Genomic DNA, 18,524 nt, shown 5'->3' on the forward strand with positions numbered 1-18,524 from the left:
AGACACGGAGTCTGAAAGGTATCATAGGAGCCAACGGTTCAGCTTCCTCGATAGGTTGTGTACCCGCCGGGAGACAACAACAGCGGGACGTGATAGTGGTCGTTGGCATCGTCGATAACAAATCGGACCGGGACTGTCTCCAAGAACGTCGACCCCGAGGGCCCCTGTCGATAGTAGGCTCCAACATCGAAGAGCAGTTGATATGTGCCGGCCTCCATTTGGGATTCGGTCAACAGCGGCTCATTGAGTCGACCATCATCGTTGGTAGTTCCCTGAGCGATCGTCTCGGCTGGTCCGTCGCCGTCCAGTCGCTGTAGTGTCACCTCGACACCTTCAGCAGGGCCCTCTCGGCCCGTGTCGAGGACGTGTGTTGTTAGTTCGGCACTCATGCTGTGTCCTCCTCGTCGAGGTCGCTACGGTCCATCGAGAACTGCTGGAAGCCGGTCGGTCGCGGCGGTTCTCGCAGCACCTTCCCGTCCCCGTCCAGATCGTCGCGCTCTTTGATCCATGTTCGATTGTTCGCCTCAAAGCTGACCGATTCGAGTTGAGGGTAGCGTTCGAGAATCCGAAGCCCGGTCTGATAGATCAGCTCTTGAATCGAGTTTACGTCGAGTTCGTGGAAGACGGTCTGTACAATATCGCGTACCTGCTCGGCAGGAACGTAGCGCTGTGGGTCGTCTCCGAGCGCGTCGACCGAATCGGCGTATGTCCAGAAGATATCCATCGCGACGTAGAGCGTTCGATTCTCTCGTTCTGGAAGGGTCGTATACTCGTCGTCGACGTAGCCGACGAACGAATTATCTTTGACTTTGACGAGTTCGATTCCGGTGACACCGCTTCGATGGTTCTCGATGGCTGATCCGTCATCGCCCCGAGTCAGATAGAGTTCTCCGAACGCCGACTCGCCATGGGAGACACCGAAGACGAGATCACTGGCCTCGAACGCATCGTTTTCAGGAACGGGTTGCTCGTCGAAGGGGAGTTCGTCGGCAGACATCTGTACAGCATCCACCTGCGAGTAGGTCTCCAGAAACAGCGACCCCACGAAGTGGAGGAAGCCCTCGACTGTCGCACCGTCGTACTCTCCCGCGTGGTGGAGTACAAAGTTCTTCATCGAGTCCGTTGCAACGACCATACTGTTGTCGCCATCGCTGAACGACGGCAGGAACTCCTCGCCTTCGACCTGCATACGGAGTTCTAATCCGAACAGTATGTTGTTTCGGCCATCGAAATCAGACTCCGGAATCGTCCGAACGTCCTCCAATGGGGTCCCGTACGTCCGATAGACGGCGACTTTCTCTTTGCCGTAGTTCATCGTCCGCTCGTCAGCGTTTGACAGTTCACTTTCGCTCATTGGGTTGCCGTTCCTCCTGACACAACGTTAGAAGCCTCTCGTTCTTGATCCCACAGTCCGTCTACCCGATTTCCTAACTCTCGCATCGTTCACCTCTCACTGCCACTGGCTATATAAAGTATCTTTTCACTGGCAAAATATCAACAATCGTCCGATGATTGGTGACACAACATACAGAAAACTAAAATATGTGTTCGGCTTTGGCCGCTTGTCCTCAGTTCCGAAACCCGTTGGTTCCGGTTTTACGACCTCTAATTTCGAATATCAGAGAACGAGCCGTTGGACGTGCCTGCAGACGTGTGCCACACACCACACATCCGGAGGCCGTTACGATGTCAGTAGTTCGTCGAGCCGCAACCGTGCGATCTCGTGTACTTCGTCTAAGGCTGTCTGGAACTCTTTGGACTCCGAATTGTCGACTCGGTCCTCCATTGTCGCTTGAATCACATCCGGAGACGCACCTTTCACCGCCATGATGAACGGGAAGCCGAAGGTGTCACGGTATGTTTCGTTCAGCCGCTGAAACGCCTCGTACTGCTCTCGGGAGAGTTGGTCAAGGCCAGCCGAGGCCTGCTCCTCGCGCGAGGCGTCGGTCATTTCGGTTTGCTCTCCGAGGTCAGGGTGGGCCTGTAACAGTTCGAGCTGGTTGTCGTGTGAGGCGTTCTGTACAGCCTGTCTCATGCTCTCGTGGACGGCCTCGATAGAGTCGAACGGTCGGTCCGAAGCGGCTCGCTCGGCTACCCAAGGAGATGTTTCATATACACTTTCTAGGGTATCGACGAATGATGTCTTGTCCATCCCATTGAGGGCTTGGACTGTGAGTTCAGCCATCCTCTCGGCATTCTATCCGGCCGTTAGTTAAATTACTCCTCCCTATTACCGACACACAATTCACACAGGTAGTTCGGTTCTGTTGATCACTGTTGTTCAGGCCGATACCGACACAACATATTCTAATTGAACTAATCCCAACTGCTGTTACTACCCTCTGTCGTAGATTTTGGAACTATATTTGGCATATATCTTGTCGAGAAAAAATTTTAAGTTTAGTCACCTCTCTTTCACTTACGAATCATGTCCAATAATAGCGGTGATGAGATTAGAATCAACTACGGTATTGAAGAAAAGCCTCCGCTTCCGAAATCAATACTCCTTGGATTACAACATGTGTCAGTTATGATTGTCCCCTCAACTGCGGTCGCATTCATTGTTGCGGGGGCTGCTGGGCTAGGGGCTAGCGATACAACGTTTTTGGTACAGATGGCCATCCTCTTTGCAGGAGTTGCAACCCTCGTTCAGGCCTATACCGTCGGACCTATTGGTGCCAAGCTACCGATCGTAATGGGAACGAGTTTTGCCTTCGTCGGTGCGATGAGCTCGATTGGCGCAAGTTCCGGCCTGGACGTCGTCTTCGGTTCAATTCTGATTGCAGCCTTTGTGGTTCCCTTCCTCCTCGGTTGGCAGTTTAACCGACTCGAATCGTTTTTCCCTCCACTCGTCACCGGCCTGATTGTGATTATCATCGGTCTGTATCTCATTCCGGTCGGCATGGAGTACTCTGCAGGTGGCGTTGGAGCTGCAGACTTCGGCTCAATGCAAAACCTCGGACTTGCCTCGTTAGTTCTCGCCATTGCGGTCCTTTTTAATCTGTTTTTAACTGGTATCTGGCGCATACTAAGTATCATTGTCGGAATCAGTGTTGGTTACATTACTGCAGTCGCTTTCGGCGTCGTTGACTTCACACCGGTGTACGAGGCTGCATGGGTCGCCGTGCCGACGCCAGGACGGTTTGGATTTAGCTTTGAGGCAATCCCACTCCTTACGTTCATGTTTCTTTTCTTAGTGTCAGGGATGGAAACAATCGGAGATATGTCCGGTATTACCGCCGCAGAAGGCCGGAATCCAACCAAAACAGAATTCCGTGGTGGCATCTTCGCGGACGGATTCATCAGTGCTATCGGGGCCATCTTCGGATCGTTCCCACAGACTTCGTTCTCACAGAACGTTGGCATTATCAACTTTACTGGCGTGATGAGTCGACACATTGTCGGTATCGGAGGCTTCATTCTCGTTGGGCTCGGACTCATTCCTAAATTCGGGGCCATTGTGACGACAATCCCTGCGTCGGTGTTTGGTGGAGCCGTATTAGTAATGGTCGGGATGGTTGCTGCAAGCGGTATGCGCCTGCTCTTTTTAAATATCGAGATGAACCGGCGCAACATGGTTATTATTGCGACCTCACTCGGTCTCGGGCTGGGTATCGCAACTGTTCCTGATGCACTTTCGGGGCTACCTGCTGGGGCACAGACGCTCTTCGGGGAGCCGGTTATTATGACGGGTCTCGGAGCATTACTACTGAATACGTTTGTTCCCGGCAGTTCCAGTCCGTTGTTTGATTCTGCTGACCCCGTTTCGTCGACTCTGAAACCAACAGACGACGACTGATCCAGCACATCAACCGACCACTGAGAGTACAGTAATTTGTTGCGTGGTCCGGCAGTCGACCCGCGGTCGGATCAGTCGGACACATCAGACGGCATGTGCAGACGTTCGGTGTCTGTGTGGCAATTTCAGGTTATAAATACACGTAGCATGGGATATCTCACAATGAACGCTAATCACCAAAACAGCCTCATAGATTGGCAGTTCGATTCTATCGGCTATACACAACCGAAGAGGCTTGATCGCACTATACCCGCATCAACTACTCGTCTGGACACAACTAAGAGATTGTCCCGACTCAAAATTCGGATGAACGATTTCCCCAGCCTATGCGAGAACGATCGGTAATGGCACCGATAGAGACGCTCATCACCAGCGGCACAGTTGTAACTGCAGACTCGATGTTTGATGCAACTGTCGGTATCGACGACGGAACGATCGTCGGCGTCGGCGACGAACGGGCGCTGCCGACGGCTGACCGACGAATCGACGTTGGCGGTAACCTCGTACTCCCGGGAGTAGTCGACCCCCACACTCACCTCGCGGGGTATAACTCGATCGACTCCTACGAAACAGGGACCGCAGCGGCCGCCGTGGGTGGCGTCACCAGCCTCCTAACGTTCGCATGGCAGGGATGGGATGACGGCGAGTGGGACGAAGACGGGACCCTCTGGGGAGCTGTCGAACGCCACAAAGACGGCGCATTCCCGCTGATCGACTGTGGGCAACACCCCGTGATTACTCAGGAGACGCCCGAAGTACTCGACGAATTCCCAGCGCTCGTTGAGGCGGGGGTCACCTCGTTTAAGATGTTCACGACTGACGACATCCGGCTCTCCAACGGGTTCATCGGCGAGGTGTTCGACCGACTCGCCGAACTCGGTGCGGTCGGCATGGTTCACACCGAAGACTACTCCGTGTGCACCGAGCGGACGAAGGCGGTAAAATCGGACCCTTCGGGCGAGTCGACATCGGCCTACCCCCAGTCGCGGCCGGACTACGCCGAGGCGATGGCGGCTGGAGCGGCTGCTCGACTCGCCGTCGCGGCCGACGCGAAGTATTACGGCGTCCACACGACCTCAAAGGCAGCAGCCGATGCTATCGCCTCGGTCCGAACTGACGGTTCGAACGTCAGGGCCGAAACGTGTACACACTATACCGCGCTCGACGACTCCACCTACGGCCGCCTTGGAAACCGCGCGATCATGGCACCGCCGCTGCGGACGCAGGACGATATCAACGCATTGTTCGACCGATTCCGCGACGGGACGCTTTCGGTTGTCTCGACCGACCACGTCGCACTCCCCACCAGCCGAAAAGAGGGCGGCCCTTGGTGGGAGAGCGCCTTCGGCGTCAACAGCCTCCAGACAAGCCTGCCGGTCTTCCACGACGAAGCCGTGAATCGGCGCGGCCTCTCGTATCCCTCGCTTGTCCGGCTCATGTGTACTACGCCAGCCCGCACGTTCGGACTCCCCTCAAAGGGGCGGATCGAACCGGGTGCCGACGCCGATCTCGTGGTGTTCGATCCCGGCGAGACCTATACGATCAACGCAGCCCAGAACCACTCGAATGCGGACTATTCGATCTACGATGGCCGTGAAGTGACTGGACGAGTGAAAAAAACGTTCGTCCGCGGTACACTGGTCGCCGACAGCGGTGAGATCGTTGCCGAACCGGGACACGGACAGTTCCTCAGTCGTGTCGTTCCTGATTGGGATCAGTAAGCAAAGCCAAAACCGCGGCGAAATCCCCCGGTCTAGACCTGTTGGGACCGGCTCTGTTGTTGTCTGGTAATGTAGCCTGCAATCCGGTTCCGGACCCGCCGCGACTCGACGTCAGTCAGGGTCGACACGCGATGACGGTTCGTCTCGAAGCTGTCGGTGAAGCCATCCGGATGCCGCTGGAGAAGGGTATCACCGATGTTAATGATCTCTTCGGCGTTCAGTGTCATGCCACCCAATCGACCGACCTGACGAATAGTTCTTTCGCGGACCATTCGAACTACGGACGATGACAGACACCCAGTATGTGTGAGTGGCGTGTGTGGCCGACCTGTGGCACTGTTGCAGGGGTGACACTTTTCAGCCCGTCCCCGGTATCCGGGAGCGGAATGATACTAACCGGGACCGTCGTCGTGGATTCGACGACCGTGATCGAGGATGGCGCTGTCGTCGTCGACGGCTCACAGATCGAAGCTGTCGGCCATCGAGCGGAACTCGTCGACCAGTATACGGACAGAGAGCGACACGCCTACGATCTGTTGCTCCCCGGCTTTGTCGGCGGACATATCCACTCGGTCCAGAGTTTGGGCCGCGGCATCGCCGACGATACCGAACTACTGGACTGGTTGTTCGATTACGTACTCCCGATGGAGGCATCGCTGTCGGCCGACGAGATGGAGGTCGCCGCCAAACTCGGCTATCTCGAACTGATCGAGAACGGCACGACGACATGTATCGATCACCTCTCGGTCGCACACGCCGATCGTGCCTTCGAGGCCGCAGGCGAGTTGGGTATCCGCGGCGTCCTTGGGAAGGTGCTAATGGACCAACGGTCGCCCGACGCCCTCGAAGAGGACACCGACCGGGCGCTTGCGGAGTCTGAACGGCTGATCGAGGCCTACCATGGGGCGTTCGACGACCGAATTCGGTACGCAGTGACCCCACGGTTTGCGGTCTCCTGTAGTGAACAGTGTCTCCGTGGTGCCCGCGAGTTAGCCGACACCTACGACGGCGTCCGGATTCACACCCACGCCAGCGAGAACCGAAGCGAGATCGAAACGGTCGAATCCGACACCGGACTGCGGAACATCCACTGGCTCGACGAGGTCGGCCTCACCGGCGAAGACGTCGTCTTGGCACACTGCGTGTGGACCGACGACAGCGAACGTGAGGTTCTCGCGGAGACTGGTACCCACGTTACTCACTGTCCGTCGTCGAATATGAAACTCGCAAGCGGTGTCGCACCCATCGAGGACTACCTCGACCGCGGCATCAACGTCGCGCTGGGCAACGACGGCGCGCCGTGTAACAACACGCTCGATCCGCTGACCGAGATGCGACAGGCAAGCCTCTTACAGAAAGTCGACCAGCTGGAGCCGACTGCTACCCCGGCACGGACGATCTTCGAGATGGCGACTCGAAACGGTGCAAAGGCCGCCGGGTTCGATGACCTCGGAGAACTCCGGGAGGGATGGCGAGCCGATATCATCGGTCTCACCACGGACCAGACTCGGTCGGTCCCGATGCACGACATCTTTTCGCACCTCGTTTTCGCCGCCCATGGCGACGACGTCCAGTTTACTATGGTCGACGGGAATGTCCTCATGGAAGACGGCGAGGTGACCGTCGTCGACGCCGACGAAATCCGTCGACGCGGTAGCGAGATCGGCCTCGGGATGGATCTCGAAACCGAGCGGAAAGCCGCACACGAACAGAGGCCCTAATTCTCCTGTTCGAGGGTTTGAATCGGGCGCTGACTGGGCTACGATCTCGTTATTGTTCGACTCGGTCCCAAAGGTCACTTGTAGCCGGTTCGGTCGGCGATATCTGTCGCCGCCTCCGAGGCGCGAGAGAGGATACTATCGAGGGGTTCGTCGAACGTCTGTATCTCGCGGTTCTCCATGATGACATCGCCAGCACAGACCACGGTGTCGACCTCGAAGCCCTGAGCAGCGTGGACGAGTGTAAACACCGGGTCCTTGCTGGGGGTTAGATGCGGGTGGTCAAGGTCGACGATTGCGAGGTCCGCCTGTGTTCCCGCTTCGAGCGAGCCGAGGCTCTCGGCGCGCCCGATAGCGGTAGCGGCATCCCGCGTGATCATATCGAAGGCCGTCTGTGCGTCGACAACGCCAGCATCGCGGTGGTACCCCTTGTGGCCACCAGCCATAGCGCGAACGTCGCTGAGGGGATTGACCGTATCGCTCAAAATCGAGTTGTCGGTTCCGAGACCGACGGTGACACCCGTATCGAGCATCTTCACAACCGGGGCAAACCCGGTTGCAAGCCGCATATTCGCCATGAAGTTGTGCGCGACCGCCGTCCCGGTTTCCGCAAGAGTACGAATGTCGCTCGCGTCGATCTGGACGCAGTGACCCAACAGTGTGCGCTCACCGAGGTAGCCGACGTTGCGGAGGTACTCGATGCTGGAGAGATCGCGCTGCTCTTGGGCCTCGGCTTCGGCGACATGAGCCGTCGTCATCACGTCGTGTTTCTCTGCGAGTGCGTAGGCCTCCCGAAAACAGCGGTTCGTCGTGGTCTCGACGACGACCGGCGCTGGCCAGATCGACTGTCGACCGTTGGCGGTCCCGTCGTAGGTTTCGATCAGTGAGTCGACTTCGGCGATGACGTCATCAGTCTCCTCGACAAACGTCTCTAGCGGTGGGTGGTCGACGTCGTCTTCCCGAGCTTGAATATCGGTGACGAGCTCCTGAAACACCGCGTCGGCACCGCGGTCGACCATACCCGCGCCGTAGACGTTGCGGATGCCTGCTTCGTCGTAGACACCGAGTTTTGCCTCGATGGTCGACCAGTCGTCCCAGAGAACCTCGGTGTCGTTTTCGACGAACGCCGTCACGCCCGACTGGATCGCCTCGATGCAATACAACGTCGCTGCGAGCGCGTGCTCGTCGGGGTCCATTGCGAGTGTCCCCGGGCGTTTGACGTTGTAGAGCCAATCCAGCAGGCCGCGGTCCTCGGCAAACGAGCCGCGAAGCAAAATGTCCGAGACGTGGGTGTGAGGATTGACTAGCCCAGGGATGACAGCGCCCCCTTCGGCGTCGATAACACGATCGGCGGCGTGAACGCTGCCAAGTTCGTCGGTGGTTCCGACTGCGGTGATTTCATCGCCCTCGATAGCCACGGCACCGCCCTCAATTACGGTCCGATTAGTATCTTGAGTAATGACACGTCCGTTTGTCACGAGTAAGTCCGTCATCGGGTTACTCCACACCACGCAGGGCCCGCACAATCGACTCGATCGGCCGTACCGAATACTGGCTCAGGTAGTCAGTTGCTGCAGTCATTGAAGCGGACATCTTCGAACCGACACTTAATGATTCGTATCGGCTCATTCGTGTGGCAAGTCCGGCTCACGCTGTCGACCGTCACAAGATCCCTATCCAACCGGTTTATCACCACTTATCTTTTGACAATCGTTTCGTTATATTGTGTGTTAGTACAAAATCATACAATAAAAGGCCCAATAAAGTAGGCTTTATATGCTGTTGGAGGGTGTGTATCTGACGATCAAAGAATATGAGCGGAGACCCTTTCGTCCGGATGGATAACATCACGAAGACGTTTCCAGGCGTAATCGCGAACGACGACGTCTCGATAACTGTCCGTGAAGGAGAGATTCACGGCCTCCTCGGAGAGAACGGTGCTGGAAAGAGCACACTAATGAAGGTGTTGTACGGGCTGTATTCGGCAGACAGTGGGGAGGTCTATTTAAATAACGAGCGGCTCGAACTATCGTCCCCGCAGGATGCTATCGACGCTGGCATCGGGATGGTTCACCAGCATTTCAAACTCATCCCGCGGCTGTCTGTCGCAAAGAACATTATTCTCGGTAGGCGTGAACCGGCAGCCGCGTTCCGCAACGGCAGTGGAGCAGACGACAGCGGCCCGGTCTCATCGGTGGCCTCCAGCAACGTTCTGCAGTGGCTCGCAGCCAGATTCACGCTCGGACTCGACGAACCGGTGAAAAAAATCCAGTCGCTGGCAGACGATTACGGGTTCGATATCGATGTCTCGGCACCGGTCTGGGAGCTCGATGTTGGCGAGCGTCAGCGGGTCGAGATTCTCAAGGCCCTGTACCGGGATGTCGACCTGTTAATTCTCGACGAGCCGACGGCGGTCCTCTCGCCGACGGAGGCCGAGCGGCTCTTCGAGACGCTGCGGAAACTCACCGATCAGGGCCTGTCGATCATCATCATCACGCACAAGCTCAAGGAGGTCCAGTCGATCACAGACCGCGTGACCGTCCTTCGGGACGGCGAAAACGTCGGAACGGTCGAGACGGCCGACGTCAGTCGAGAGGAACTGGCCAAGATGATGGTTGGCCGCGACGTGCTGTTCGAAATCGAAAAGGAGTCCGTCTCAATCGGTACCCCCGTGCTCGAAGCCTCAAACCTGCGTGCAGACGACGAGAGAGGGATCGAGGCGCTCTCCGGAGTCGACATGACGCTCCACGAAGGCGAGATCATCGGTATCGCGGGCGTCAGCGGGAACGGACAGATGGAACTGGCCGAAACACTGGTTGGTGTCCGTGAGGCCACTGGCGGATCGGTTTCGATCAACGGTGAGGAGCTTACGAATAAACCGCCCCGCTCGTTCATCGATAACGGCGTGTCGTTCGTCCCCGAGGACCGCCATCGGGACGGCTGTGCGGAGCCCCTGTCGGTCATGCACAACGCAATTATGAAGGGGTACACGAGCAACGAGTTCGGAGCTGGGTTGCGGCTCGACTACGAGTCGACGGCGTCGTACACGGGCTCACTCGTCGACGAGTTCGACATCCGTGGCATCACGGATGTCTCGGAGATCACAGCTGGGGAACTGTCGGGTGGGAACCTACAGAAACTCATCCTCGCACGAGAGATCGACCGCAATCCGGACCTTCTCGTCGCAAACCAGCCGACACGCGGCGTCGACGTCGGCGCGATCGAATTCATCCGCGAGCGACTCCTCGAACAGCGCGACAGTGGCACCGGTATCCTGCTGCTCTCGGAGGACCTCGACGAGATACTCGATCTCAGCGATCGGATTCTCGTCATCTACGAAGGGGAGTTCGTTTACGAAACAACACCCGACGCAGCGGACCGGCGGCGGATCGGACTCGAAATGAACGGCGGCGATGTCGGCCAGCAGTCACAGCCAGTCGCTGCCGCCGACGGCGGTCGGAGTGAGTCCTGATGGAATTCAACGTCGAGTTGGACGCACGTGAAGACGTGCCGCAGTGGATGGAGTACGGGACGCCGGTGTTCACGATTCTAGCAGCACTCGCAGTAAGCGGTATTGCGCTGTTCGCATTGGGGGTGAATCCAATTGTCGCATACGAGGTCATGTTCTTCCAGACGCTCACGACGGAGTTCGGGCTCACGGAGACGGTGGCCAAGGCCGTGCCGTTGATATTCGCTGGGCTGGCCGTGTACGTGCCATTAAAAGCGCAGCTTTGGAACATCGGTGCGGAAGGTCAACTGTTCATCGGTGCAATAGCTGGCACGTGGATTGGGCTAAACGTGTCGCTGCCGATGATCGCGCTCCTCCCGCTGATGTTCGTCGGGGCGGGTATCGCGGGTGCTCTCTGGGTAGCGATCCCCGCAGTACTCCGAGCTAAGTGGGGGATCAACGAGATCATCACTACGCTGCTGTTTACGTTCATTGCTGCGGATGTCAAAAACTACGTTGTCCGTGGCCCGATGCAAGCTCCCGGCGCGAACTTCCCACAGACCGCACAGCTCCCGCTGGCAGCCCAACTGCCGGATATTCCTGGACTCGGGTTTCCGATTGGGATTCTCCTCGCGATTGTGTTCGTCGCGCTGACTTACATACTCGTGAATCACACGCGACTGGGCTTTGAGATCACATTCATCGGTGCGAACGACCGGGCAGCCGAACAGGCCGGGATGAGCAAGTACAAGATCTACCTGTTCGTCCTCATGGCTGGTGGTGCTTTCGCTGGCTTCGCTGGCATCAGCGAGATCTCCGGCGTCCAAACGCGTTTGCGTGCGTTTTTCGCTCCAGGATACGGCTTCACGGCGATCCCCATCGCGTTGCTCGGCCGCAACGGTGCGTTCCAAGTCATGCTTGCCGCACTGTTTTTCGCCGTGATTTTCGTCGGTGGGTCAAGCATCGAGACGCTACTGAGTGTGCCCGCTGCGATCGTCGACATCATCCAAGCGCTGATTATCCTGTTTTTGCTCACCGCAGAGTTCTTCAAACAGTACAGTGTCGACCTCTCGTTGAACCGGGATCGGGAGTCACGTGGTGTCACGCAGCCGGATGGTGAGATCTGATGACTGGACTGCTTGCGGGGCTGGCAAACGCGACGGTCAACGCCAGTACGGTCCTCATCCTCGCTGGACTCGGTGAACTCATTAGTGAACGGGCCGGAGTGCTCAACCTCGGTGTCGAGGGGATGATGTTAGTCGGTGCCCTGACTGGGTTCGTGACGACCGTAGTAACTGGGAGCTACTGGCTCGGTCTCGGCGTTGCCGTCTTTGCTGGCGGTCTCATGGCACTGATCCACGGCTTCCTCTGTATCTCGCTCAACTCCGATCAGGCGGTCAGCGGGATTATGCTGACGCTTCTCGGAACCGGGCTGACGACGTACTTCGGGAACAGCTACACCGGAAACTCGATCTCGGGGTTCCCCGAACGGACGATTCCAATCATCGGCGATTTCCTCGTCGAGATCCCGATTATCGGACCCGCCGTCTTCCAGAGCACGGCCACAGATTATATCGCGCTCCTCCTCGTTCCGCTGGTCTGGCTGTTCCTCTACCGGACGAACATAGGACTGGAACTCATCTCTGTCGGTGAGGATCCGGAGACGGCCGATACGATGGGCGTCGACGTTTACAAGATGCGGTACCTCGCCGTGGTAATCGGCGGAGTACTGGCCGGTGCTGCAGGTGCGCACCTATCACTGTCGTTCAACCAGATATGGTCGACAGGGATGACCGCTGGCCGCGGGTGGGTTGCAGTGGCCCTTGTCATTTTCGCCCGCTGGCGTCCCGGGCGGATTCTTTTGGGTGCTTACCTGTTTGGGCTGTTCAACGCACTTCAGTTGTACTCCCAAGCGTTCGACCTCACACTGGGTCCCGGATCGCCCGTCGCTGGCATCGCTAACCCCATTATCGATTTCGTCATGAATCCGACGATCATGTCGACATACCCGTATATCGTGACGCTGCTCGTCTTGGTCATCACTGTTGTTCGAGCCGAGAACAGTGAACTCGCCCAGCCGTCGGCGCTGGTCCAGTCGTACACCCGTGAAGCCGACTGAGCGGTCTACACTCATCTGAGTGAGCCACACACGTATTGGAGATGTGGCACACTACCACTGACCGAGACTGGTCGACGACTATAATCACCCAAGCACCGGTAATTCCGGCAAATTCACTAGGTAGCTACCGCAAATAGATATTTATTACCAAACTTTATCATTACATGGGATTACGTGAGTATGTACCACCCAAAATGAGAAAAAAGTGGACACTAGTTGAGAGACTACGCATATAATATTCGAGACATACAATGACAAGAACTCATATATCACGACGAGATGCACTGAAAACAGCCGCCGGGACGGCCGGACTTATCGGACTAGCTGGGTGTTCAGGTAGTTCGGAACCATCAGGCGGAGATGGCGTGAACGCCGCGTTCATTTACCAAGCCGAAGTCGGCGATGTTGGCTGGGACCGAGCACACGAGGACGCCCGGCAGGAAGTCACCGAACGCTTCGACTGGCTCGAAACGGAGTTTTCCGAGGCGGTTGCCCCCGGCGATGTCCAGCGAGTGGCCGAACAGTACGTTTCCAGCGGGATGGACGCAATCTTCGGAACTACGTTCGGCTACATGGATCCGCTGCACAGTATGGCACCGGACTACCCGGAGACGACCTTCGAACACTGTTCGGGCTTCAAGACCCAAGACAACATGGGGCGGTACTACGGGCGGCTCTACCAAGCCCGGTTCCTGTGTGGCGTCGCTGCGGGCCTCCTCACCGAGACGAATCAAATCGGATACGTCGCGGCGTTTCCGATTCCGGAGCTGATCCGCCAGATCAACGCGTTCGTGCAAGGAGCACGGACTGTCAATCCCGACGTTACAGCCGATGTCAGGTGGACCAATGCATGGGTCGACCCGCCAGCGGTGACTCAGGCAGTCAATGCCTTAACCGACAGTGGAGCCGACGTAATCAACAACCACCAGACGACCACTGCAGCCACCCAGACCGCTGCCAGCAACGAAGCGTGGGCCTTCACCTACACGACCTCGATGGCCGAGGCGGGCGGCGACTACTACGGTAACTCAGCCGTATTCAATTGGGAGGAGTTCTACGCGCCGACGCTTCAGGCGATTAACGACGACAACTGGGAGTCGGACGCCTACTGGGAGGGGCTCGATGCTGGCGTCGTCGGCCTCGGAGACTGGGGGCCGCAGGTGCCCGATAGCGTCGTGAGCGAAGTCGAAACGAAACAGGACGAACTCATCAACGGCGACCGGACGGTCTGGCAAGACACACAGTTCGCTGGCGAGTCCGACTCGTTCCTCTTCGGCGAGATGGGAAGCTACGTCGAAGGCATCAACGGAAGCGTCCCCAGCTCGTAGCGCCGCTGACCGGCGTGGTGTGTCAACAGCTGAAACCACCGCCCACCACACACGGCGGTTGTCGCAGCGAGACTTTATTTTGTACTCCGTGTTGGCATCCGTATGAAGCGAGTTGTCGACGTCCCAGAGAACGCGGACGTACTTGGCCCCTACAGCCACGGCACGACGAACGGAGACCTGCTGTTTACAGCCGGACAGATCCCGATAACGCCGACGGGAGAGGTGCTTGACGACGAGCCGATCACTGTCCAGACCGAGCAAGCACTCTCGAACATCGAGCAGATTCTCGTCGCCGCGGATCTAACGATGGCTCACGTCCTCAAGACGACAGTGTATATGACCGATATCGGTGACTTCAACCGGATGAACGAGGTTTACCGATCGTTTTTCGATTCGGAGCCGCCAGCACGGACGGCATTCGAAGTCCAACGTCTCGCTGACGGGGCTGCCATCGAGATCGAAGCAGTCGCCACACACGAGTAGTTCGTGTGCCACAGACACACTGTGTCGACACCGAACTCATCAGAGATCACACACCGGCGTTGGTCCACCTCCGAGCTGGCTGACTGCAAGAATTATTTTTGGACACAACCATTATTATGAGATGGTGATGAACTCAGAATCAATGAATAGATCGAGTTCAGACAATAAACACGGCAGAATAAACGAGATTATTGAAAAAACTGGTTCAGCAATAAACGGTGGACGGTATCCGCTAGAAATCATGAACAACTCGGATCTCTACCCGCTGGAACTGCGGCGTATCTTCGGTCAAGCGTGGGTCTACATGGGGCATGTCTCCGAGTTTGAGGAGCCAGGGGACTATGCTCGACGATACATCGGCGAAGATCCGTTTATTCTGACACGGGACGAAAACGGAGAACTACATGCGTTCCTGGACAGTTGTATGCATCGCGGCGCGCAGTTCTGTACTGCTGAAAACGGGAACACCTCTCACTTCCGGTGTCCGTACCACGGGTGGACCTACAAGAACGACGGCACGCTCCAAGGAATGCCACATATGAGCGAAGCCTATCAAGATCTCGATGACGAGGAGATCACGCTCGAAGAAGCCTGTCTGGAAACCTATCGGGGGTTGATATTCGGTCGGATCGCCGAGGAGGGACCCTCGCTCGAAGCGTATCTTGGCGACTTCACGTGGTATCTCGACGTACTCTTCGGGGCGACCGAGGCGGGCATGACGGTCGTCGGCGAGCCACACCGTTGGGAGTCCAGCCACGACTGGAAAACGTCTGCCGACAACTTCTCCGGAGATTCGTATCACGTCCTCACAACCCATCAGGCTGGTCTCGAAACCGAGACCTTCTCGAAAGACCCGTGGGAGGAACTTGACGACTTCCCGGCGGCATCGTATCTCGCCTGCACGGATCGACACTCGATAGGGTACTACCTCTCCGAGGACGGAGAAACGTTCATGGGCTATCCCGAAGAGATCACCGACTATCTAAATCCAGAGCTTTCCGCTGAGCAGCGGGAACTGTTCGGCAGGTCGGTGTTTCACTTCGGGAGCGTCTTCCCGAATATGTCGCTCATACACGGCATCCAATCCGGCGGTTGGGGCGGGCCGTGGGCCTGTATTCGGAAGTGGAACCCACGCGGTCCGGGGACGACCGAGACGACGAGTTGGTGGCTCGTCCCAAAAGAGTTCGCCGACGACGAGTCATTTCTCTCGGATTCCCACCGAGGCTGGGAGAGTCTCAGCCCCGGCGGCGCGTTCGAATCCGACGATCTCACCATCTGGGAGGGAATTTCCAACAGCAGTGGGGCCGTGACACACGAACTGCGCGATACACGAGGGAATATGCAGCAGGGCATGGGCGAAATGACCGACGAAGTCGACACCATCGAAGACCCACTCCACGGGCCTGCGGACGTCACCTCCAAGGGGTTGTACTTCGACGAGCGCAACTCCCGAACCATCCTGCAATCGTGGTACGAGATGATGAGCGAGACCTCAAAAAGCGACAATGACCCGGAGATGGAGGCCGAGCCATGAGTTCGCTCTCGGTCACTGAGACGGCGACGCCCGTCGACCCGGAGACACAACACAGCATCGAGCAGTTCCTCTACCGCGAAGCGGATCTACTCGACGGGTTCGAACTCGAAGAGTGGCTCACGCTGCTCGATGAGGATATCCAGCTCGAAGTCCCGATCCGTGTTGCTCGTCACCCCGGCTCTGAACGACCCGAGTTCAGCGAAACGACGAATTATCTGAAAGAAGACTACGAGATGCTCCGTGAACGAGTCGGGCGGCTCGAAAAAGAGTACGCTTGGTCGGAGAACCCTCGCTCGCGGATCCGGCACGTCATCGGCAACGTGCGGGTTATCGAGTCGACCGACACAGAGCTAACGGTCGCCAACAACCAGCATGTGTTCCGAAGTTACGGCGACACGGCCGACCATGATCTGTTGTCCGCACAGCGACACACGGTTCTCCGACGGCCCGACGAGGACGGCGATGGGTTCTCTATTGGCCACCGAACGGTCTACCTCGATCACACTATCCTGAACACAAAGAACCTGACCCTCCCACTGCTCTAACAATGTACGACGACCATACAGTCGGAAACACGCGTAAAACCGAGCGTCGACGGCTTACTGACGGCGAGAACGCAGTCACGATCACGAAACGCGTCTCGAAAGGGGAACGACTGGAAATCGACACCGGCGACACCAGCGTCAAACTCGATGCCCTCCTGCTCGAAGGCCTCTCGTGGCAACCCGACCGAGCGGCGGTCGACGAACTGCTGGAAGCCGAGACCGCTATCACGACAGACCCGGCTGCGACGACTGACGAGGGCGACAATACGATGACAGCGGCTGAGGTCGCAGCTCCCATCTCGATCTCCAGCGAGTACTCACACGTCCTCGTGGGCGACATCACGACATCCGACGGGGATGCACTCGTTGTGACGACGCCGGGCCGGGGGAGTACGATCACACTCGGGGTGCAGTCGTTGCGGGAGCTCGCTGCTGTCGAGGATACCTACGTGTTCTCAATCTGGTTCGAGACCCCGTTTGGTCCCGAGGATACCCCGGTCGAGGGACCACTGTAGACCGATGTTGCTCTCGGGAACCGTCGTCGTCGACGAGACGACAGTCATCGAGGATGGTGCAGTCGTTACCGTCGGCGACAAGATCGAAGCGGTCGGCCCGGCATTGGATCTCGTCGATCAGTACCCAGACCACCACCGGCGGGCGTTCGATATCATCTCTCCGGGATTCGTACAGACCCACGTACATTCCGTCCAGAGCCCCGGCCGCGGGCTCGCAGACGACACCGACCTCTTCGAGTGGCTCGAAGACCATATTCTCCCCATCGAGGCCGAACTGACTGCCGACGAACTGGAACTTGCCTCGACACTGAGTTACGTCGAACTGCTTGGCCACGGTACCACGTGCTGTGTCGACCATCTGACGGTTGACCACGCCGAACGCGCCTTCGAGGCAGCAGGCAACACTGGCATTCGCGGCGTCCTCGGGAAGGTACTGATGGACCGCAACGCCCCGGATGGGCTCTGTGAGGAGACTGCCACTGGATTGTCTACGACGCGATCGCTTATCGACCGGTACCACCGCTCCCACGACGACCGGATCCGCTACGCGGTGACACCGCGGTTCACTCCGACCTGTTCGGAAGCCTGTCTCCGTGGTGCACGAGAGATTGCAGACGACTACGAGGGCGTCCGAATTCATACCCACGCCAGCGAACACCAGTCTGTCATCGACGACGTGACCGCCGAGCGTGGGATGGGCGATATCGAATGGCTCCACGAAGTCGGACTGACCGGAGAAGACGTGGTCTTGGCCCACGTGATTCTCACGAACGAGCACGAACGAGAAATCCTCGCAGAGACCGGCACACACGTCACCTACTGTCCGTCGTCGAATATGAAAGTGGGTGCGGGAATTGCGCCCATCGTCGACTATATCGATCGGGGAATCAATGTCGCGCTGGGAAACGACGGCGCACCAGCGAACAACACACTTGATCCGATAGCCGAGATGCGGCAGGCGACACTGCTCCAGAAAGTCGCCCACGAAGATCCACGGACACTTCCTGCCGAGATGGTGTTCCGGATGGCAACGCGAAACGGTGCGAGAGCAGCCGGATTCGAGCAGGTCGGAGCACTCTATGAGGGATGGAAAGCCGATGTCGTGGGGATTCGAACCGACACCAGTCGTGGCGTCCCGTTGCACGACGTCTACTCGTATCTCGTCTATGCGGCTACCGGGGACGACGTCGAGTTCAGCATGGTCGACGGCCAAGTCATCGTCGAGGACGGCTCGGTGACCACCGTTTCCGAAGCGGACGTCTACCGGCGCGCTCGCGCTGCCTTCGAGGAACGGAGCTGGGGAGACTGAGGATC

At 57.7% G+C, this 18,524-nt stretch carries 17 protein-coding genes; 12 read left to right on the forward strand and 5 right to left on the reverse strand.

From position 1 onward, the window contains the following. Window positions 1–38 precede the first annotated feature (38 nt). From uraH to uraD, 3 genes are all read right to left on the reverse strand, one after another. On the reverse strand, window positions 39–389 hold the full coding sequence (gene uraH / locus HALTADL_RS12755; protein ID WP_089671118.1) for a hydroxyisourate hydrolase: 351 nt from the start codon (window positions 387–389) through the stop codon (window positions 39–41). Beyond that, window positions 386–1,354: a factor-independent urate hydroxylase gene (pucL, locus tag HALTADL_RS12760; protein WP_245708359.1), complete on the reverse strand. Its 969-nt coding sequence runs from the start codon at window positions 1,352–1,354 to the stop codon at window positions 386–388. The genes uraH and pucL overlap by 4 nt, the downstream gene beginning before the upstream one ends. Before the next feature lie 327 nt (window positions 1,355–1,681). Further along, window positions 1,682–2,185: a 2-oxo-4-hydroxy-4-carboxy-5-ureidoimidazoline decarboxylase gene (gene uraD, locus HALTADL_RS12765; protein ID WP_089671119.1), complete on the reverse strand. Its 504-nt coding sequence runs from the start codon at window positions 2,183–2,185 to the stop codon at window positions 1,682–1,684. Between the two features lie 243 nt (window positions 2,186–2,428). On the opposite strand from uraD, the gene HALTADL_RS12770 reads away from it, so the two are divergent. Together HALTADL_RS12770 and HALTADL_RS12775 are read left to right on the forward strand one after the other, a co-directional pair. Then, a complete protein-coding gene (locus HALTADL_RS12770) occupies window positions 2,429–3,799 on the forward strand; it encodes a uracil-xanthine permease family protein (protein WP_089671120.1) in 1,371 nt (456 codons plus the stop codon). Between the two features lie 344 nt (window positions 3,800–4,143). Continuing rightward, window positions 4,144–5,520, forward strand: coding sequence for a dihydroorotase (locus HALTADL_RS12775; protein WP_089671121.1), 1,377 nt, complete (start codon window positions 4,144–4,146; stop codon window positions 5,518–5,520). Window positions 5,521–5,552: 32 nt separating this feature from the next. Here HALTADL_RS12775 and HALTADL_RS12780 read toward each other — a convergent pair whose 3' ends face one another. Next, on the reverse strand, window positions 5,553–5,747 hold the full coding sequence (locus tag HALTADL_RS12780) for a 30S ribosomal protein S17e (RefSeq protein WP_089671147.1): 195 nt from the start codon (window positions 5,745–5,747) through the stop codon (window positions 5,553–5,555). A 159-nt stretch (window positions 5,748–5,906) separates the two neighbouring features. Between HALTADL_RS12780 and HALTADL_RS12785 the strand changes: the two genes are divergently transcribed. Continuing rightward, complete coding sequence (locus HALTADL_RS12785) at window positions 5,907–7,241, forward strand: 5'-deoxyadenosine deaminase (RefSeq protein ID WP_089671122.1); 1,335 nt, start codon at window positions 5,907–5,909, stop codon at window positions 7,239–7,241. A gap of 74 nt (window positions 7,242–7,315) precedes the next feature. On the opposite strand, the gene HALTADL_RS12790 is transcribed toward HALTADL_RS12785, so the two are convergent. Beyond that, entirely contained in the window at window positions 7,316–8,731 is a 1,416-nt protein-coding gene (locus HALTADL_RS12790) for an amidohydrolase family protein (protein WP_089671123.1), read from the reverse strand. A 320-nt stretch (window positions 8,732–9,051) separates the two neighbouring features. On the opposite strand from HALTADL_RS12790, the gene HALTADL_RS12795 reads away from it, so the two are divergent. From HALTADL_RS12795 to HALTADL_RS12835, 9 genes are all read left to right on the forward strand, one after another. Next, window positions 9,052–10,710 (forward strand): ABC transporter ATP-binding protein, encoded by a 1,659-nt coding sequence (locus HALTADL_RS12795; RefSeq protein WP_089671124.1) that lies wholly within the window; start codon window positions 9,052–9,054, stop codon window positions 10,708–10,710. Beyond that, a complete protein-coding gene (locus HALTADL_RS12800; RefSeq protein ID WP_089671125.1) occupies window positions 10,710–11,813 on the forward strand; it encodes an ABC transporter permease in 1,104 nt (367 codons plus the stop codon). Before HALTADL_RS12795 ends, HALTADL_RS12800 begins: the two co-directional genes overlap by 1 nt. Then, complete coding sequence (locus HALTADL_RS12805) at window positions 11,813–12,805, forward strand: ABC transporter permease (RefSeq protein ID WP_089671126.1); 993 nt, start codon at window positions 11,813–11,815, stop codon at window positions 12,803–12,805. Before HALTADL_RS12800 ends, HALTADL_RS12805 begins: the two co-directional genes overlap by 1 nt. A gap of 251 nt (window positions 12,806–13,056) precedes the next feature. Further along, the gene (locus HALTADL_RS12810; RefSeq protein ID WP_089671127.1) at window positions 13,057–14,133 is read left to right on the forward strand and encodes a BMP family ABC transporter substrate-binding protein; all 1,077 of its coding nucleotides are present in this window, start codon (window positions 13,057–13,059) and stop codon (window positions 14,131–14,133) included. A 102-nt stretch (window positions 14,134–14,235) separates the two neighbouring features. After that, window positions 14,236–14,616, forward strand: coding sequence for a RidA family protein (locus HALTADL_RS12815; protein WP_089671128.1), 381 nt, complete (start codon window positions 14,236–14,238; stop codon window positions 14,614–14,616). Between the two features lie 241 nt (window positions 14,617–14,857). Further along, window positions 14,858–16,150 carry an aromatic ring-hydroxylating oxygenase subunit alpha gene (locus HALTADL_RS12820; RefSeq protein ID WP_162551730.1) on the forward strand — a complete coding sequence of 431 codons (1,293 nt, stop codon included), beginning with the start codon at window positions 14,858–14,860 and terminating at the stop codon, window positions 16,148–16,150. Next, window positions 16,147–16,695 (forward strand): aromatic-ring-hydroxylating dioxygenase subunit beta, encoded by a 549-nt coding sequence (locus tag HALTADL_RS12825; protein WP_089671130.1) that lies wholly within the window; start codon window positions 16,147–16,149, stop codon window positions 16,693–16,695. The genes HALTADL_RS12820 and HALTADL_RS12825 overlap by 4 nt, the downstream gene beginning before the upstream one ends. 2 nt (window positions 16,696–16,697) lie before the next feature. Then, window positions 16,698–17,210, forward strand: coding sequence for a hypothetical protein (locus HALTADL_RS12830; protein ID WP_089671131.1), 513 nt, complete (start codon window positions 16,698–16,700; stop codon window positions 17,208–17,210). A 4-nt stretch (window positions 17,211–17,214) separates the two neighbouring features. Next, complete coding sequence (locus HALTADL_RS12835; RefSeq protein WP_089671132.1) at window positions 17,215–18,519, forward strand: 5'-deoxyadenosine deaminase; 1,305 nt, start codon at window positions 17,215–17,217, stop codon at window positions 18,517–18,519. Window positions 18,520–18,524 lie beyond the last annotated feature (5 nt).

The organism is Halohasta litchfieldiae (assembly GCF_002788215.1).
Taxonomy (GTDB): domain Archaea; phylum Halobacteriota; class Halobacteria; order Halobacteriales; family Haloferacaceae; genus Halohasta; species Halohasta litchfieldiae.

Coding starts and splice junctions, on each gene's coding strand:
- HALTADL_RS12770 (WP_089671120.1), top strand. CDS start 2,429: ATGTCCAATAATAGCGGTGATGAGATTAGAATCAACTACGGTATTGAA.
- HALTADL_RS12830 (WP_089671131.1), top strand. CDS start 16,698: ATGTACGACGACCATACAGTCGGAAACACGCGTAAAACCGAGCGTCGA.
- HALTADL_RS12805 (WP_089671126.1), top strand. CDS start 11,813: ATGACTGGACTGCTTGCGGGGCTGGCAAACGCGACGGTCAACGCCAGT.
- HALTADL_RS12810 (WP_089671127.1), top strand. CDS start 13,057: ATGACAAGAACTCATATATCACGACGAGATGCACTGAAAACAGCCGCC.
- HALTADL_RS12835 (WP_089671132.1), top strand. CDS start 17,215: ATGTTGCTCTCGGGAACCGTCGTCGTCGACGAGACGACAGTCATCGAG.
- pucL (WP_245708359.1), bottom strand. CDS start 1,354: ATGAGCGAAAGTGAACTGTCAAACGCTGACGAGCGGACGATGAACTAC.
- HALTADL_RS12820 (WP_162551730.1), top strand. CDS start 14,858: ATGAACAACTCGGATCTCTACCCGCTGGAACTGCGGCGTATCTTCGGT.
- HALTADL_RS12785 (WP_089671122.1), top strand. CDS start 5,907: ATGATACTAACCGGGACCGTCGTCGTGGATTCGACGACCGTGATCGAG.
- HALTADL_RS12795 (WP_089671124.1), top strand. CDS start 9,052: ATGAGCGGAGACCCTTTCGTCCGGATGGATAACATCACGAAGACGTTT.
- HALTADL_RS12775 (WP_089671121.1), top strand. CDS start 4,144: ATGGCACCGATAGAGACGCTCATCACCAGCGGCACAGTTGTAACTGCA.
- uraH (WP_089671118.1), bottom strand. CDS start 389: ATGAGTGCCGAACTAACAACACACGTCCTCGACACGGGCCGAGAGGGC.
- HALTADL_RS12790 (WP_089671123.1), bottom strand. CDS start 8,731: ATGACGGACTTACTCGTGACAAACGGACGTGTCATTACTCAAGATACT.
- HALTADL_RS12815 (WP_089671128.1), top strand. CDS start 14,236: ATGAAGCGAGTTGTCGACGTCCCAGAGAACGCGGACGTACTTGGCCCC.
- HALTADL_RS12780 (WP_089671147.1), bottom strand. CDS start 5,747: ATGACACTGAACGCCGAAGAGATCATTAACATCGGTGATACCCTTCTC.
- uraD (WP_089671119.1), bottom strand. CDS start 2,185: ATGGCTGAACTCACAGTCCAAGCCCTCAATGGGATGGACAAGACATCA.
- HALTADL_RS12800 (WP_089671125.1), top strand. CDS start 10,710: ATGGAATTCAACGTCGAGTTGGACGCACGTGAAGACGTGCCGCAGTGG.
- HALTADL_RS12825 (WP_089671130.1), top strand. CDS start 16,147: ATGAGTTCGCTCTCGGTCACTGAGACGGCGACGCCCGTCGACCCGGAG.